Source organism: Wenyingzhuangia sp., from assembly GCF_039768515.1.
Classification (GTDB): domain Bacteria; phylum Bacteroidota; class Bacteroidia; order Flavobacteriales; family Flavobacteriaceae; genus Wenyingzhuangia.
The window spans coordinates 1-16243 of record NZ_JBDNAI010000082.1; the positions used below are offsets into that span (position 1 = coordinate 1).

At 36.3% G+C, this 16243-nt stretch carries 13 protein-coding genes and 5 tRNA genes; 3 read left to right on the top strand and 15 right to left on the bottom strand.

Features of this window, described 5'->3' with window-relative positions:
* Positions 1 to 196: 196 nt before the first annotated feature.
* From ABF281_RS04825 to ABF281_RS04895, 15 genes are all read right to left on the bottom strand, one after another.
* On the bottom strand, positions 197 to 997 hold the full coding sequence (locus ABF281_RS04825; protein WP_347180560.1) for a tail fiber domain-containing protein: 801 nt from the start codon (positions 995 to 997) through the stop codon (positions 197 to 199).
* Positions 998 to 1186: 189 nt separating this feature from the next.
* Positions 1187 to 1259 (bottom strand) — tRNA-Trp (locus ABF281_RS04830).
* Between the two features lie 55 nt (positions 1260 to 1314).
* A complete protein-coding gene (gene tuf / locus ABF281_RS04835; RefSeq protein WP_347180561.1) occupies positions 1315 to 2499 on the bottom strand; it encodes an elongation factor Tu in 1185 nt (394 codons plus the stop codon).
* A 64-nt stretch (positions 2500 to 2563) separates the two neighbouring features.
* Positions 2564 to 2636, bottom strand: a tRNA-Thr gene (locus ABF281_RS04840).
* Positions 2637 to 2652: 16 nt separating this feature from the next.
* A tRNA-Gly gene (locus ABF281_RS04845) sits at positions 2653 to 2725 on the bottom strand.
* A 50-nt stretch (positions 2726 to 2775) separates the two neighbouring features.
* Positions 2776 to 2857, bottom strand: a tRNA-Tyr gene (locus ABF281_RS04850).
* A gap of 38 nt (positions 2858 to 2895) precedes the next feature.
* Positions 2896 to 2969, bottom strand: a tRNA-Thr gene (locus ABF281_RS04855).
* Positions 2970 to 3072: 103 nt separating this feature from the next.
* A complete protein-coding gene (raiA, locus tag ABF281_RS04860; protein WP_347180562.1) occupies positions 3073 to 3375 on the bottom strand; it encodes a ribosome-associated translation inhibitor RaiA in 303 nt (100 codons plus the stop codon).
* Positions 3376 to 3379: 4 nt separating this feature from the next.
* Positions 3380 to 4276, bottom strand: a complete 897-nt coding sequence (locus tag ABF281_RS04865; protein ID WP_347180563.1) for a tyrosine-type recombinase/integrase — start codon at positions 4274 to 4276, stop codon at positions 3380 to 3382.
* Positions 4277 to 4494: 218 nt separating this feature from the next.
* Positions 4495 to 4692 (bottom strand): 30S ribosomal protein S21, encoded by a 198-nt coding sequence (gene rpsU, locus ABF281_RS04870; RefSeq protein ID WP_347180564.1) that lies wholly within the window; start codon positions 4690 to 4692, stop codon positions 4495 to 4497.
* An 89-nt stretch (positions 4693 to 4781) separates the two neighbouring features.
* Positions 4782 to 5924 carry an acyl-CoA dehydrogenase family protein gene (locus ABF281_RS04875; RefSeq protein ID WP_347180565.1) on the bottom strand — a complete coding sequence of 381 codons (1143 nt, stop codon included), beginning with the start codon at positions 5922 to 5924 and terminating at the stop codon, positions 4782 to 4784.
* Positions 5925 to 5942: 18 nt separating this feature from the next.
* Positions 5943 to 6797 (bottom strand): helix-hairpin-helix domain-containing protein, encoded by an 855-nt coding sequence (locus ABF281_RS04880; protein ID WP_347180566.1) that lies wholly within the window; start codon positions 6795 to 6797, stop codon positions 5943 to 5945.
* A gap of 10 nt (positions 6798 to 6807) precedes the next feature.
* Positions 6808 to 8319: an alanine/glycine:cation symporter family protein gene (locus ABF281_RS04885; RefSeq protein ID WP_347180567.1), complete on the bottom strand. Its 1512-nt coding sequence runs from the start codon at positions 8317 to 8319 to the stop codon at positions 6808 to 6810.
* On the bottom strand, positions 8306 to 9307 hold the full coding sequence (locus ABF281_RS04890) for a potassium channel protein (RefSeq protein WP_347180568.1): 1002 nt from the start codon (positions 9305 to 9307) through the stop codon (positions 8306 to 8308). The genes ABF281_RS04885 and ABF281_RS04890 overlap by 14 nt, the downstream gene beginning before the upstream one ends.
* A 4-nt stretch (positions 9308 to 9311) precedes the next feature.
* A complete protein-coding gene (locus ABF281_RS04895; protein ID WP_347180569.1) occupies positions 9312 to 9539 on the bottom strand; it encodes a PspC domain-containing protein in 228 nt (75 codons plus the stop codon).
* A 175-nt stretch (positions 9540 to 9714) separates the two neighbouring features.
* Between ABF281_RS04895 and ABF281_RS04900 the strand changes: the two genes are divergently transcribed.
* From ABF281_RS04900 to uvrA, 3 genes are all read left to right on the top strand, one after another.
* Entirely contained in the window at positions 9715 to 11829 is a 2115-nt protein-coding gene (locus ABF281_RS04900; RefSeq protein ID WP_347180602.1) for a Tex-like N-terminal domain-containing protein, read from the top strand.
* A gap of 79 nt (positions 11830 to 11908) precedes the next feature.
* A complete protein-coding gene (locus ABF281_RS04905; protein WP_347180570.1) occupies positions 11909 to 13294 on the top strand; it encodes a CotH kinase family protein in 1386 nt (461 codons plus the stop codon).
* 69 nt (positions 13295 to 13363) lie between these two features.
* On the top strand, positions 13364 to 16183 hold the full coding sequence (gene uvrA / locus ABF281_RS04910) for an excinuclease ABC subunit UvrA (RefSeq protein WP_347180571.1): 2820 nt from the start codon (positions 13364 to 13366) through the stop codon (positions 16181 to 16183).
* Positions 16184 to 16243 lie beyond the last annotated feature (60 nt).

Below are 16243 nucleotides of genomic sequence, written 5' to 3' on the forward strand. Positions count from 1 at the left end.
AACACAATGCTAAATACAAAAAACCAAAGGGTAAATCAGAACCTTCTTTTACTAGATAAAAGTAAAGCTAGGTTTTGTATATCTAGGCTTATATAGGGTAGAGAGAACAATCATAAATTATTTTTTTTGAAAAATGAATACTTACAGTTGAAAAGACAAAACACAGAACGCTCATCACTTCTGAAAACATTTCTCATCATTGGTGTAAATCTTCCATTTTCCTTTTGATTACTTTTATTTCATCCTGCTGAAGTTGATAAGCTTCTAAAAGAATTGGGATAAAACCTTGATAATCGACAACATACATACCAGAAGATTCATCTTGAGTGACCAACTCTGGAAATACAGTTAACACCTCTTGTGCAATCAAACCGTAACGACTTCCTTTTTTAAATTTTGGCAGATCTACAACTATTTGATCAATCTTATCGGTCGGCAATTGAAAAGTGTTCCCAGCCTTGTCTATCCGATCTTCTAAAATATAAATAGTATCCACGGGAAAATGTGCCACTCCTGAACGATGCATGGACAACAATTCGGCATCTGTTTTAAATTCATACTGTTTTCCTCTTATTTTACTCAACTGGGTCAACAGGTTTTCGGAATTGATTGAACGCTCATTGCGCTTTAATCTTCTGTCAGAATAGCTATTCCATCCGCCCGTACTGTAGGCATCACCGTTTACATAAAGAGTCTGACCAAGACTTCTATTATAAGGATCTGAAATATACACGACATTGCTTACGTCTCTGTTCGGTTGAATTTTTAATGCATAGTTCCAACTGGAACTTGTACCAATGCCTAAGGATTCATAAACATAGCCAAATGAGGCATACGTGTGATAGAAATGAGAAGAACTCCCGATGAGAGAATAATTAGTATTAGGGCTATAAGACCCTAGACCAATTTTCCCTGAGGTATCAATCGTAAGTTGTGCATAACCGGAAGAAACTAATAACAAAGTAAAAAGTAGATTGTGTAGGTGTGCTTTTTTCATAATCAAATAATTTATCTTGAATCTACGATAAAATTATGATATAATTAATAAAAACATATATTTATTGATTATTATTCATTTTGTAAATCGTAAAAATATAAATTATGAGACGAAAGCACCTTCTCAGACCTTTAAAACAAAGAACAAAAAAAAGAGGTTGTATGTAAACATACAACCTCTTTAAATTTGCACGGGCGGAGAGACTCGAACTCCCGACACCTGGTTTTGGAGACCAGTGCTCTACCAACTGAGCTACGCCCGTAAAAAAAGAGCTTGCCTAAACAAGCTCTTCATTATGATAAAAAATAATCTTTCGATTATAAAATTTCAGTTACTTGACCAGCACCAACTGTTCTACCTCCTTCACGGATAGCGAAACGTAAACCTACGTTCATTGCGATTGGTGAGTGTAAATCAACAGAAATCGTTAAGTTATCTCCTGGCATTACCATTTCAACTCCATCAGGTAAGTTAATAGTACCTGTTACGTCAGTTGTACGTACGTAAAACTGTGGACGGTAGTTGTTGTGGAATGGAGTGTGACGTCCACCTTCTTCTTTTTTCAAGACATAAACCTCAGCTTTGAATTTATCGTGTGGAGTTACAGAACCTGGCTTACAGATTACCATACCTCTTTTGATATCCTCTTTAGCAATACCTCTTAACAAGATACCTACGTTATCTCCTGCTTCACCTCTATCTAAGATCTTACGGAACATTTCAACTCCAGTAATAGTAGAATCTAATTTTTCAGCACCCATACCGATGATGTCTACTGTATCTCCAGTGTTAGCAACACCAGTTTCGATACGTCCTGTAGCTACAGTACCACGTCCTGTAATAGAGAATACATCTTCAATTGGCATTAAGAAATCTTTTTCAACCTCACGAACTGGCTCTTCAATCCATGAATCCACAGCTGCCATCAATTCCATGATAGAATCAACCCATTTAGGCTCAGCATTTAATCCACCTAAAGCAGATCCTTGGATAACAGGAGTTTCATCTCCATCATAGTCGTAGAAAGATAGCAACTCACGTACTTCCATATCTACCAACTCTAACAATTCTTCATCATCAACCATATCAACCTTGTTCAAGAAAACAACGATACGTGGAATTCCTACCTGGCGACCTAATAAGATGTGCTCACGAGTTTGTGGCATAGGACCATCAGTTGCAGCAACCACTAAAATAGCACCATCCATTTGAGCAGCACCAGTTACCATGTTCTTTACGTAATCCGCGTGACCTGGACAGTCAACGTGCGCATAGTGACGGTTAGCTGTAGAATACTCTACGTGTGAAGTGTTAATTGTAATTCCTCTTTCTTTCTCCTCAGGAGCATTATCAATAGATGCGAAATCTCTTAATTCAGAAAGACCTTTTGATGCCAATACCGTAGTAATAGCGGCAGTTAAAGTAGTTTTACCGTGATCTACGTGTCCGATTGTACCGATATTTAAGTGCGGTTTCGAACGGTCAAATGTTTCCTTTGCCATGATTATTAATTTTAATTCTTAGTTATTTATTAGTGTTTATTTTTAAACTTTTTAATCCTTTTTGAGCCAATGACCGGATTTGAACCGGTGACCTCATCCCTACCAAGGATGCGCTCTACCAACTGAGCTACACCGGCTTGGATTTTAAATTTGAGCGAAAGACCGGGTTCGAACCGGCGACATTCAGCTTGGAAGGCTGACGCTCTACCAACTGAGCTACTTTCGCGTTTTACTGATTTTTCATCAGAAAGAACTCAATACCAATTAAGCTCTCTGTGGTGAGAGAAGGATTCGAACCTTCGAAGACATAGTCAGCGGATTTACAGTCCGCCCTCGTTGGCCACTTGAGTATCTCACCCATCCAATAATTTTAAAGAACTCTCTCTCCTCTTTTTGAGCCGATAATAGGACTCGAACCTACGACCTGCTGATTACAAATCAGCTGCTCTAGCCAGCTGAGCTATATCGGCATTTGGGTTGTTGATAAAAACTCCCCACCATCTTAACGGACTGCAAATTTATAAAGTTTTAGATATCATGCAAAACATTTTAAAATTATTTTGCTTTTTTTTATCAGTGTACAATTCTCTCCTTCTCTTTAGACTTCGTTAACTGCCTTTTCATCGCATCCGTACACAAACTAATTCCTTCTTCAAAAGTTTTTGATTCTTTTTTAACCATCAAATGATGTCCTGGAATACTCAACTTCAATTCTGTTACTTTGTTTTCTTTCTCACTGGTCTGCTGTACTTTTAAGAACACCTCACCATCTATAATTTTATCGTGGAATTTTTCCAAAGCCTCCACTTTTTCATTTACGAATTGAATCAAATCTTTGTCTGCATTAAAATTTACGGACTGAACGAATAGCTGCATAATTTTACTTTTTTTTAGCACTTCTAGGGTGTGCCTGGTTATAAACTTGTTTTAACTTTTCTAAGCTGTTGTGGGTGTAAACTTGAGTAGCGGCTAAACTAGAGTGTCCTAGCAACTCTTTCACCGAATTCAAATCTGCTCCTTTGCTTAGCATGTCTGTAGCATAAGAGTGTCTCAATACATGAGGACTCCTTTTTTCTTTTGTTGATACCTCACTAAAATAGGTATTTATTACACGATAAACAAGCGCATTGTACAATTTTCCACCTCGTGCAGTGAGGAATAAATTAGGTATCGAAACCTCCATCCCTTCTCTTTGCTCCATATACGTTTTTAACAGGGTCAATATTTCAGGGTATAAAGGCACCAATCGTTCTTTATTTCTTTTCCCCAATACCTTAATCGTGGCAGACTCAAAATCAACATCTTGAACTTCTAACCCCATCAATTCACCTTGTCGTATACCGGTAGCATAGAACAAATGTATCATGGTTTTATTTCTTAAATTTTCAAAAGGTGTGTATCGTTCATCTTCTAGTGTCAACACCGCATCAATTTCTTTTTCAGAAAAAGGAATGATCACTTTTTGGGCTCTTTTTAAACTTTTTTGATTTGAAAGGGGGCTTTCAACAACAACTTCAATCTTCTGAAGGTAGTTATAGAAACTTTTTAAGGCAGTTATTTTTCTATTCACAGATCTATTTGATAGGCCTGAATCATGTAAATCCAGAACCCACTCCCTAACAAAAACAGAGGGCACCAAACAAGGATCAGACACCTCATGTTCTCTTGCTACAAAACAGAAAAAAGCATGAATATCATTTTGATAGGCTGTAATGGTATGGGTGGAATAATTTTTCTCAAGGGTTAAGTATTCTATAAATTTTTGTAACAACTCCATTCTTGTGATTTGAATTTAGTAAAGTTAATATATAAAAAAACCACTTAACACCATTAAGTGTTTTTTTTGTGAGGGTAGTATAATTTTTATAAATACAGTCAACAATCCTATTTGGGTAATTTTTTAACGGATCAACTTTTTAGGGTGAGACAAATCAAAAGACATAAAAAAACCCTATGAAAATTCATAGGGTTTTGATTTGTACGTTTTAACAAACACTAAGCTTGTTCTTCGTTTGTTCTTAAACGTTGTACGTAAGAAGCTTTAATTCTTTGTTTGCGATTCACTACTGAAGGCTTATTAAACTGCTGGCGTTCACGTAGCTGCTTCATTGTTTTTGTACGGTCAAATTTTCTCTTGAAACGCTTTAAAGCTCTATCAATGTTTTCTCCGTCTTTAACTGGTATGATTAACATAGTTTAGCACCTCCCTTCATGTCGTAATATATTTTAAGTGTATTTATTCCTTTTTTGGACTGCAAATATAGTCTTATTTTAAGACTAAACTAATCTTTTAAAATATTTCTTGAAATGACTACTTTTTGTATCTCCGTAGTCCCTTCTCCTATCGTGCAGAGTTTACTGTCTCTAAAAAACTTTTCTACTGGGTAATCCTTCGTGTAACCATAACCACCATGTATCTGTATGGCTTCTGTTGCCACCTTGACACAGGCTTCTGAGGCATACATTTTTGCCATCGCTCCTATGGTTGTCATTTTTTCTCCTAATTCTTTCTTGGCTGCGGCTTTGTGGGTCAACAGTTCTGAGGCTTCAATTTCTGTTGCCATATCGGCCAGCTTAAACGAGATGCCTTGAAAAGAGGAAATAGGTTTTCCAAACTGAACCCTCTCTTTGGAATATTGTAAAGCAGCAGTATATGCACCTTTTGCTATTCCGATAGACAAGGCTGCGATAGAAATTCTTCCTCCATCTAATATTTTCATAGATTGTATGAAACCTTCCCCTACTTTTCCTAATATATTTTCTTTGGGAACCCTACAGTTGTCAAACACCAACTCTGCTGTCTCAGAGGCTCTCATCCCTAATTTGTCTTCTTTTTTTCCTGAATTGAAACCCGGTGTGCCTTTTTCAATAGCAAAAGCGGTCATACCATGAGAATCCCCTTTATCTCCTGTTCTGGCAATCACAACAGCTATGTTTCCACTGATGGCATGGGTGATAAAGTTTTTAGAACCATTGAGCACATAATGATCTCCATCCAATACTGCGGTGGTATTCATACCCCCAGCATCAGAGCCCGTGTTGTGCTCAGTTAAACCCCAAGCGCCTATCCATTCTCCTGAAGCTAGTTTTGGCAACCATTTGGTCTTTTGTTCTTCGGTACCAAATTGTAAAATGTGACCCGTACACAATGAATTGTGTGCCGCAACAGAAAGACCAATAGAAGGGTCAACTTTTGACAGCTCTTCTATCACCGTGATGTATTCGTGATAGGTCAATCCAGACCCACCATAGGCTTCTGGTACTAGAATTCCCATAAAACCCATTTCTCCTAATTTTTTAAACAAATCTACAGGAAATACTTGTGATTCATCCCATTGGTAAACATTGGGTGCAATATGAATTTTGGCAAAATCTTGTATCGATGATGCTATCATTTTTTGGGTTTCATTCGTTTCGAAATTCATTCAAAAAAATTTTGAGTTTTAATAAGCATGCAAATATAAACTTATTAAGTTAAACTTGTCATGTGGAAAATCCCTTATTGTTTTTAATTCAGCTAAATTCTGAATTTCTGCCACCTCTGCTCTATACTCAACAATTGATTTTGCCAATTTATAATCTATATAAACAATCTTAGACAATTCGTAAACACTTGCAATGTTGACATTTATCTTCTTAAGATTCGGATGAGACAAAACTTTAAATTCTCTCTGAAGCCTTATTAAAACATCCTCAGGAATTCCCCAAATTTCTTTTAACTGAAGGTCATAAGTATATCCTCCCAGTAGTTTTCTGTACTTGATAATACTCTTTGCCCTCTTTTCTCCTATCCCACTAACTTTCTTCAACGCTTCTACTGTCGCTACGTTGATGTCTTTAACAATTATTGGCTTACGTTTTATTTTTTGGAGTTTAGGTTTCTTTTGAATTGACCAGCTAGGAAATTTAAAATAAGGGGTCATGCAGGCAAGCAATGAATCTGAAATCTTAGTAACCTTTTGAAAGTCAATCGAGGAGTTTATATATTGTCCTGATTTCCTAAACGCCATCAACCTATCAATTTCCTTGACAGACATACCAAGTTGATAGGCTTTGTAATCCGACAAATAGTTAGGATTAAAAGGATATATTTTAAATTTCGTTTGCCGTAAATCAGAGGGAATACCCTCCAAGGCTGACTGGATTTCAAGTACCTCTGCTTCTACCTCATATCCACCTTGGCTGCTCTTTTGAAGCCCCCACAAAAGCACTTCAATCAGAACTACAATAAGCAGGAATAAAAAAAACCCATTTCGTTGACTTTTTGAGTATCGGAAATGGGTTTTAAGCTGTTTCATCTTAACACTATTACTTGTATTTTTTAATGGCTCCTGAATCGACACGTTTGAAATAATCCAGAGAATCTATCTTGACTTCTTTGACCAAGAAATACAACCCTAAAACATTGGGCAATGCCATTCCTAAAATCATCATATCAGAAAAATCCATTACCGCACCTAATGAGGAAGAAGAACCTATCACAACAAAAACTAAGAACAATAACTTGTAAAGAATCTCTGCGTTTCTTTCCCCTATAAATCTTTTAAATAAAAAGGTAAACGCTTTTATTCCGTAGTATGACCAAGAGATCATGGTTGAAAAAGCAAATAAAATAATAGCAATCAACAACACATACCTGAACCATGGAAACACACTAGAAAAAGCAGCAGAGGTCAATTCGGCTCCTGTCAATCCCTGGGTATGCTCTGCAAATCCAGAAAAAATTAAAACCAAAGCAGTCATGGTACAAATGACTATCGTATCAATAAAAGGACCCAACATGGCAACAACACCTTCTGTAATAGGTTCGTCAGTTTTTACTGCTGCATGAGCAATTGTTGCAGACCCAACTCCAGCTTCATTAGAAAAAGAAGCTCTCTGGACCCCAACGACCAACACACCTATAATCCCTCCTTTTATCCCTTCTCCAGTAAACGCTCCATCTAATATCAGAGAAAAAGCATGACCAATTTCAGAAATGTTGACACCCACAATCATCAAACAAGCGATCACATACACCCCTACCATTACTGGAACAATTTTATCCGTTACTTTGGCGATAGATTTAATTCCACCTATGATAACCAGCCCTACTAAAATTGCTACGATCACTCCGTACCAAGCACCGTAACCTTGAAAGACGGGGAACACATTGCTGAGTTGTGCATAGGACTGATTGGATTGAAACATGTTTCCTCCACCAAAAGAACCTCCTACACAAAGAATAGCAAAAAGTACAGCCAAGACTTTTCCTAGCGCACCTTTCCCTTGTTTTTCCAGTCCTCTCCACAAATAATACATCGGCCCACCTGACACCTCTCCATTTTCGTTTATCTCTCGATATTTAACCCCCAAAGTACAGCCCACAAATTTAGAAGACATCCCAAAGAAGCCGGCTAAAATCATCCAAAACGTAGCTCCTGGACCTCCTAAGACAATGGCAACCGCTACGCCTGCAATATTTCCAAGACCAACAGTTCCTGATAATGCTGTTACCAAAGCTTGAAAATGAGAAACTTCACCCTTTTTATTTGGATTGTCATAATCTCCTCTTATCAAATGAATCGCGTGTCTGGCCTTACGTAAATTGACAAACCCCAAATAAAAGGTAAAAAATACAGAACCCATAATCAACCACAACACGATCATAGGCATTTCAAAACCTAAAAAAGAAAATGGCTTCCAAAAAAACAAGTCACTCAGGATCTTGACCAAAGGTTCAAAAACACTGTTTATTTTTTCTTCTACGCTTGCAAAAGTAACCAAGGGGCTAAAAAGCGTGAATAGGGTCAATTTTGTGCTAACTTTAAAATTCTTCATATACTTCTTTAAATTTTTTTATCTGTTCTGGTCTTCCTAAGGCTATCAACCTACATTTAGGTTTTAAAATCATTTGGGAGGATGGATTCACAATATACTCATCTTTTTCTGTGATAAAACCAATCACATTACATCCCGAATTTTTGCGAACATCAAGATCCTGAATCGACTTCATTAAATATTGCTCTGGCAATTCATCAACACAAATTTCTTCTAAATTGGCATTGGAATCTCCCTCCATATTAATTCTATTGACAAACTCTACCAAATCGGGAGTCACCAAAAGCGAAGCCATATGATCTCCTCCTAATTTATCGGGCATAATAACATGATCCGCTCCAGCTATTTTTAATTTCTTAGTAGCATTTTCATCATTGGCCCTACTTACAATATTTAGGTGCTGATTAAGCTGCCTCGAGGACAACACCACGTATAAATTGTTTGCGTCTGAAGGTAGTGCTGTAATCAAATTAGAAGCCTGTTCTATACCCGCATTTTTTAATACATCATCATTGGTTGCATCACCTTTTACAAATTGGACATGCTCATATACTGGTGTTTCTGTAAAATCATCGCTCTGCTCTATGACCACACAAGTCTTATTGAACCTCTTTAATTTGTCATATGATTGTCTTCCATTTCTACCAAAACCACAAATTATGGTATGCCCTTTTAGCTTGGCAATTTCCTTTAATTCCTTCTTGATTCGAAAAGATTCCATAAGTACATTGTTTGAAAAAAAATCTGAAATAACAGTTACCAAATAACCATATACTCCAACACTCATAAATATTAATAAAATCGTAAATATTTTACCTAAATCATCTAATGGTTTCACTTCTCCAAAACCAACTGTAGAAGTGGTAATTATTGTCATGAAAAAAGCATCTAAAATAGAGAAATCAAAAAAAAGACAATATCCCAAGGTTCCGATAAGCAGAACAATTGTAAATAAAATTAAGCCTTTATATATCTTGCTAGTTAACATGCTATTACAAATCAAAAACAGATGTTCTCGTCGTCCTAATCATATCTTTTAATCGAAAGAGAAAGGCCAATGTCAAATAAATGGCAAATGATATCCCAAAAGTTACAAATGATACATATATAAAAAACAATCTTACGTTAGCGGTTCTGATTCCCATACTATCTGCTAATCTAGAGGAAACATCAAATCCATGTTTTTCAAAAAAATATCGGGTGTTTTTTACTAGTCTCATTTTTCAGAATCAATTTTATGCAAGGTAACAAAATGTAATGACTATGCAACAAGTAGATTCTTTTGAAACAAAACAGAAGAGAAAAACTTTAATTGTTAAAATATTTATCTCTCGAAAGGTCATAAAAAACAAGTCACTACTTTATCTTTACAATTCTTTTTAAACTGCAACAATGATGAATCAGGTCATGTTACCCTTGCGCATAGCGAAAAATACTTCATTCAGCTTACAAAGCATTCAATCCGTTTTAAATTTACTAGAAGAAGGAGCCACAGTACCTTTTATTGCTAGGTATAGAAAAGATCAAACCGGTGGTCTAGAAGATCATGAAATTTTCAAAATTCAAAAGGAAGCTAAAGCGGTCGAAGAATTGATCCAGAGAAAGAAATATATCTTAACCACCATCAAAGAATTAAAAATCAAAGACAAAAACCTAGCTTTAGACATTGAAAATTGTTGGGATAAAAAGAATTTAGAAGATTTGTTCTCTCCCTATAAAAGCAATCGAAAAACAAAAGCAAGTATCGCGAAAGAAAATGGACTAGAAGGGTTAGCTAGAATTATAATGTCTCAAAAAAACTTACTCATCAATACCGAGCCCTATATTCAAAACGCTATCAAGACCGAAGGAGAGGCTATTGAGGGTGCTATTGATATTATCTGCGAATGGATATCTAGACATGCATACAGCAAAAACCAATTGAGAAGATTATTTTCTGGAACTGGAATACTGAAAAGCAAAATTAAAAAAGGCAAAGAAAAGGAAGCAGAAGTCTACAAAACATACTTTGACTTTGAGCAAAAAGCTAACCAATTGCCCTCACATAGAATTTTGGCCATTTTGAGAGGAACTCAAGAAGGGTACCTCAACACTACGATTAAAGTTGATAAACAGACTGCCATTGATGCGATTGAAAAAAACTTCATCAAAAACAAAAGTAAAAGTGCTTCGATTGTAAAAAAAGCGATTTCGAACACCTACACCAAAAGCCTAAGGCCCTCCCTGGAAAAAGAACTACTCAATGATCTAAAACTAAAAGCAGATATAGAAGCCATTCAAGTTTTTTCAAAAAATCTTGAACAACTTCTGCTGGCTTCTCCGTTAGGAAAAAAAAATGTTTTAGCTATTGACCCCGGTTTCAAAACTGGGTGTAAAGTAGTGTGCCTTAACAAACAAGGAGACTTATTAGCAGACACTATAATCTACCCACACCCTCCACAAAAACAAGAACAAAAAAGCAAAGAATCTCTTCTAAATCTGGTCAAGAAACACCGTATTGAAACGATAGCTATTGGGAATGGAACTGCGGGTAGAGAGACAGAAATCTTCATAAAATCTATTCCTTTACCCAAAGATATCGCTATTTATTTGGTCAATGAAAATGGAGCCTCAATCTACTCCGCTTCCAAGATTGGTAGAGAAGAATTTCCTGAACACGACATCACGGTTCGTGGCGCTGTTAGTATAGGACGCAGATTGATGGATCCTTTAGCAGAACTGGTTAAAATTGAACCCAAATCTATTGGAGTCGGTCAATACCAACATGATGTTGATCAGGCCCTACTCAAGACAGAATTAGATCACGTGGTAGAAAAATGTGTAAACAGAATAGGGGTACAACTAAACACTGCAAACAAACACCTTCTACAGCACATTTCGGGCATTGGGCCCACCTTGGCCAATAATATTGTTTCGCACCGTTTAAAAAATGGGGAATTTAATACCCTAGTAGAATTAAAAAAAGTTGCTCGACTGGGTGATAAAGCTTTTGAACAATGTGCTGGATTCTTACGTGTTGATGGAAAAGAACCGCTTGACAAAATCGGTATCCATCCAGAACAGTACAATAACGTAAGAAAAATAGCAAAACAAAAAAAAATAAGAATAGAGGACCTAATCGGAAATCCAGAGGTTTTAAATCTAGCTAAAGACCAATATTTAGAAAAAGAAATTGGAAAACTATCTTTGCAGGACATACTCAACGAACTCGCAAAACCAAATATAGATCCCAGAGTACAAGATGATCAATTGGAGTTTAGCAAACACATCACAACTATTCATGATCTGACTATGGGAATGATTTTACAAGGACAAGTAACCAATATTACAAACTTTGGTGCTTTCATAGATTTAGGGATTAAAGAAAATGGGCTAGTACATATTTCTCAAATCACAAACAAATTCATAAAATCACCGAGTGATATCCTGTCTCTCAACCAGATTGTGTCGATAAAAATTATTCAGATAGACCTTGAAAACAAAAGAATTGGATTGACCATGAAGATTTAACCTCACTCAAATCAAAATCTTATTTGAATTGTATATTCCCCCGAAACCAACATTAAAGATTAAAAATGTAAATTGCAAAATGAAGAAAACCTACCTCACCCAAAAATTACCCCTTATTGTTACATTGATTTCTATCTTAAGCTGTAGCGATGATCCTATTCCAGAAGTAACCGAAAACGAAGAAAACACCCCTATCGTGGTTGTTTCTGAAGATCAATTACCACAAATAGAAATAAACACTTTGGGCATTACGATTGAAGACGAGTATAAAATTGATGCTGTGATGACCATTTCAGAAGATGAAACCGAAACATTCAACGGCAAAATTGCTATCGAAACTAGAGGTTCTAGTTCTCAAACCTTTCCGAAAAAATCATACGGATTTGAAACTAGAGATGCGACCAACGAAGATCTAGATGTTGCCTTTTTTGATTTCCCGGAAGAAGAAGATTGGATTCTTTACGCACCCTACAGCGACAAAACATTGATAAGAAACATACTTATGCATGACCTTTCAAAAGACATTGGTAGATACTCTAGTAGAACAAAATTTGTAGAAGTTAGCATCAATGACTCCTACAAAGGGATATATATCTTGATGGAAAAATTAAAAAGAGATAAGAACAGAATCAACATCAACAAGCTAAAAATAGATGAAAATTCTGGAACATCTGTAACGGGTGGTTACATTCTTAAAATTGACAAATCTGACATTGGAGAAGGTGCTGTATATAACAGCACCAATTCTTTCGTCTCCAAACACCACCCTAATAATGCCTATGAAAAGGTCAGGTTTCTGTATGATTACCCAAGTAAAGACAAAATCACAACACAACAAAAAAATTACATATCCAGCTATGTAGCAAATTTTGAAGATGCCCTAGCCTCTGTAAATTTCACCAACCCTACTATTGGTTATGATGCTTATATAAATACTGAAAGTTTCATAGATTATTTTCTGCTTACAGAGCTATCCAACAATGTCGATGGTTTTAGAATTAGCACTTGGTTGGTTAAAGACAAAAATGAAAAACTGAGCATGGGACCTCTCTGGGATTATAATCTTGCCTTTGGAAATGACGACTTTTGTAACAATGGAGCAACTAACGTTTGGCAACATAGGCAAAACGAAAGATGTGGAGGTGGAGGACCTTGGCCCATACCGTTCTGGTGGGAACGACTTCTGGAAGACCCTAATTACAAAATTAAACTGAAAGAAAGATGGTTAGAATTGAGAGGGGGCGCACTTTCCGAATCTAATATTTTGAGAAAAATTGATACTTACCAAAAGATTTTAACAAACACTGGAGCTCTCGAGAGAAATTTTAACACATGGCCTATTTTAGGAGAGTATATTTGGCCCAATATATATGTTGGAAACACCTATCAAGAAGAAATAACGCACCTAGAGGATTGGATCAAAGATCGAATTTATTGGTTAGATATCTCCATAAAAAACTTATAAGCTTTAATCTTTTCATCCTTTTACGAATGGCTCTAAAAAAGTCTTAACTTTGACTTTTTGAAAAAACACATGACACCTAACGAATCTATAGAAGTTTTAGGAGCTAGAGCTCATAATTTAAAAAATATTGATGTTAAAATTCCTCGAGACAAACTAGTTGTGATTACTGGTTTGAGTGGTAGTGGAAAATCATCGTTAGCCTTCGACACAATTTACGCAGAAGGACAAAGACGATATATAGAAACTTTCTCAGCATATGCGCGTCAGTTTTTAGGAGGTTTAGAAAGACCTGATGTTGATAAAATTGACGGCCTATCTCCAGTCATTGCCATCGAACAAAAAACCACCAACAAAAGTCCAAGATCAACCGTCGGAACGATTACGGAGATCTATGATTTTTTACGTTTGCTTTACGCTCGCGTGGCTGATGCTTATTCTTATCATAGCAATGAGAAAATGGTGAGTTATTCCGATGAACAAATCAAGGAGTTAATCCTAAAAGATTTCGAGGGTGAAAAAACGTTAATTCTTGCTCCAGTTGTAAAGTCTAGAAAGGGTCACTATCGTGAATTGTTTGAACAAATTGCTAAACAAGGCTTTACAAAAGTTCGTGTGGATGGTGAGATTTTAGAGATCGTCAAGGGTATGAAAGTAGACCGTTACAAAACCCATGACATTGAAATTGTTGTAGACAGACTAATCATTAATTCATCACAAGAAAAACGTTTGGAGGAAACGATTAAAACTGCAATGTATGCAGGGGATGGAGTTTTAATGGTCATGAAATTTAAGGAGAAAAATGCACGTTACTTTAGTAGAGCATTGATGTGCCCTACCTCAGGAATTTCATACCCGCTACCAGAACCTAACTCCTTCTCTTTCAATTCTCCTAAAGGAGCTTGTCCTAAATGCAACGGATTAGGGAATGTTGCAGAAATTGAACTGAAAAAAATAATTCCAGATCGTAGCATATCAATCAAAGAAGGTGGAATTATACCCCTAGGTAAGCAACAAAAAACTTGGATTTTCAAACAAATAGAAACCATTGCTAATGCCTATCAATTTGACCTAAAAGATCCCATTGCTAAAATTCCAGATACAGCTATGGATATTATTCTAAACGGGGGCAAAGATCAAATAGAAGTCAAGGCGAAGGTAGCAGGAGTAACAAAAAATTATCAAATAGACTTCGAGGGAATTGTTTCATTTATAAAAAACCAACACCAAAACACAGATTCTAAAAGTATCCAACGCTGGGCAAAAGATTTTATGAAAGAGGTGACGTGTAACAAATGTGAAGGTAGTCGTCTGCGCAAAGAATCCCTTTATTTTAAAATTGACGGTTACGACTTGGGGATACTAACATCCATGGACATCAAAGAACTTGGGGATTGGTTCTCCAAAATCGATCATAAACTAAGTCCAAAACAAAAGATTATTGGTTCAGAGATTATCAAAGAAATAAAGACTAGGATTCAGTTTTTACTTGACGTGGGATTAGATTATTTAACACTCAATAGAACTTCTAAATCTTTATCCGGTGGTGAGGCACAACGTATTCGATTGGCCACTCAAATTGGCTCTCAGTTGGTAGGTGTTCTATACATTCTTGATGAGCCAAGTATTGGTTTACACCAACGAGATAACGAAAAATTAATAAATTCATTAGAACAATTACGTGACGTTGGTAATTCTGTCCTAGTCGTAGAGCACGATAAGGACATTATGGAACGTGCTGATCACATTATAGATATCGGACCTGGTGCGGGAGTACATGGAGGGCAAATTGTAAGTGAAGGCAATTACGACCTTTTTGCACAAGTAGAAACATTGACAGCGGACTATTTAACCGGAAGAAAACAGATTGAAGTTCCTGCAAAACGTAGAGAAGGAAACGGAAAAGAATTGATACTCAAAGGTGCTTCTGGAAATAATCTAAAAAACGTAACGGCGCATTTTCCACTCGGAAAATTAATTTGTGTTACCGGAGTTTCTGGTAGTGGAAAATCAACACTAATCAATGGAACACTCTATCCTATCTTAAACGCACACATTTATAATGGAGTAAAAAAACCTCATCCGTATAAGAGTATTGAGGGTATGGAACACATCGATAAAATTATCGATATTGATCAATCTCCTATTGGGAGAACTCCAAGATCTAACCCCGCTACCTATACCAAAACATTTGACGAAATAAGAAGCTTATTTGCCAAGACTCCTGAAGCAATGATAAGGGGTTACAAGCCTGGACGTTTTTCTTTTAATGTTAAAGGAGGAAGATGTGAAACTTGTGAAGGAGGAGGAATGAGGGTCATAGAGATGAATTTTTTACCTGACGTACATGTTGCTTGCGAGACTTGTCAAGGAAAACGATTCAATAGGGAAACCTTAGAGATTCGCTACAAAGGAAAATCTATTTCTGATGTTTTAGAAATGACCATCAACCAAGGAGTTGACTTTTTTGATCAAATCCCTAAAATTCACAGAAAAATAAAAACCATAAAAGAGGTAGGCTTAGGCTACATTACCCTAGGTCAGCAATCGACAACTTTATCAGGAGGAGAAGCTCAACGTATCAAATTGGCAGCAGAATTGTCTAAGAGAGATACAGGGAATACTTTTTATATTTTAGATGAACCCACTACAGGACTTCACTTTGAAGACATACGAGTATTGATGGATGTCATCCAAAAATTAGTTGACAAAGGAAACTCAGTTTTAGTTATTGAACACAATATGGATGTGATTAAGCTTGCCGATCACATTATTGATATTGGCCCCGAAGGAGGAAAAGGAGGAGGCAAAATTATATGCAAAGGAACGCCCGAAGAAATTGCTAAACATAAAAAAAGCCATACTGCTCAATTCCTAAAAAAAGAGCTATGATTCACCTAAAACAAATCCATTGCTAACGAATAAAGATTGATATTTAATTTTATATTTTTA

What these genes read in the sequence shown, in the direction of transcription:
- ABF281_RS04825 (WP_347180560.1), bottom strand. Translation starts at nt 997, where the DNA reads ATGAAAAAAGCACACCTACACAATCTACTTTTTACTTTGTTATTAGTT.
- tuf (WP_347180561.1), bottom strand. Translation starts at nt 2,499, where the DNA reads ATGGCAAAGGAAACATTTGACCGTTCGAAACCGCACTTAAATATCGGT.
- raiA (WP_347180562.1), bottom strand. Translation starts at nt 3,375, where the DNA reads ATGCAGCTATTCGTTCAGTCCGTAAATTTTAATGCAGACAAAGATTTG.
- ABF281_RS04865 (WP_347180563.1), bottom strand. Translation starts at nt 4,276, where the DNA reads ATGGAGTTGTTACAAAAATTTATAGAATACTTAACCCTTGAGAAAAAT.
- rpsU (WP_347180564.1), bottom strand. Translation starts at nt 4,692, where the DNA reads ATGTTAATCATACCAGTTAAAGACGGAGAAAACATTGATAGAGCTTTA.
- ABF281_RS04875 (WP_347180565.1), bottom strand. Translation starts at nt 5,924, where the DNA reads ATGAATTTCGAAACGAATGAAACCCAAAAAATGATAGCATCATCGATA.
- ABF281_RS04880 (WP_347180566.1), bottom strand. Translation starts at nt 6,797, where the DNA reads ATGAAACAGCTTAAAACCCATTTCCGATACTCAAAAAGTCAACGAAAT.
- ABF281_RS04885 (WP_347180567.1), bottom strand. Translation starts at nt 8,319, where the DNA reads ATGAAGAATTTTAAAGTTAGCACAAAATTGACCCTATTCACGCTTTTT.
- ABF281_RS04890 (WP_347180568.1), bottom strand. Translation starts at nt 9,307, where the DNA reads ATGTTAACTAGCAAGATATATAAAGGCTTAATTTTATTTACAATTGTT.
- ABF281_RS04895 (WP_347180569.1), bottom strand. Translation starts at nt 9,539, where the DNA reads ATGAGACTAGTAAAAAACACCCGATATTTTTTTGAAAAACATGGATTT.
- ABF281_RS04900 (WP_347180602.1), top strand. Translation starts at nt 9,715, where the DNA reads ATGAATCAGGTCATGTTACCCTTGCGCATAGCGAAAAATACTTCATTC.
- ABF281_RS04905 (WP_347180570.1), top strand. Translation starts at nt 11,909, where the DNA reads ATGAAGAAAACCTACCTCACCCAAAAATTACCCCTTATTGTTACATTG.
- uvrA (WP_347180571.1), top strand. Translation starts at nt 13,364, where the DNA reads ATGACACCTAACGAATCTATAGAAGTTTTAGGAGCTAGAGCTCATAAT.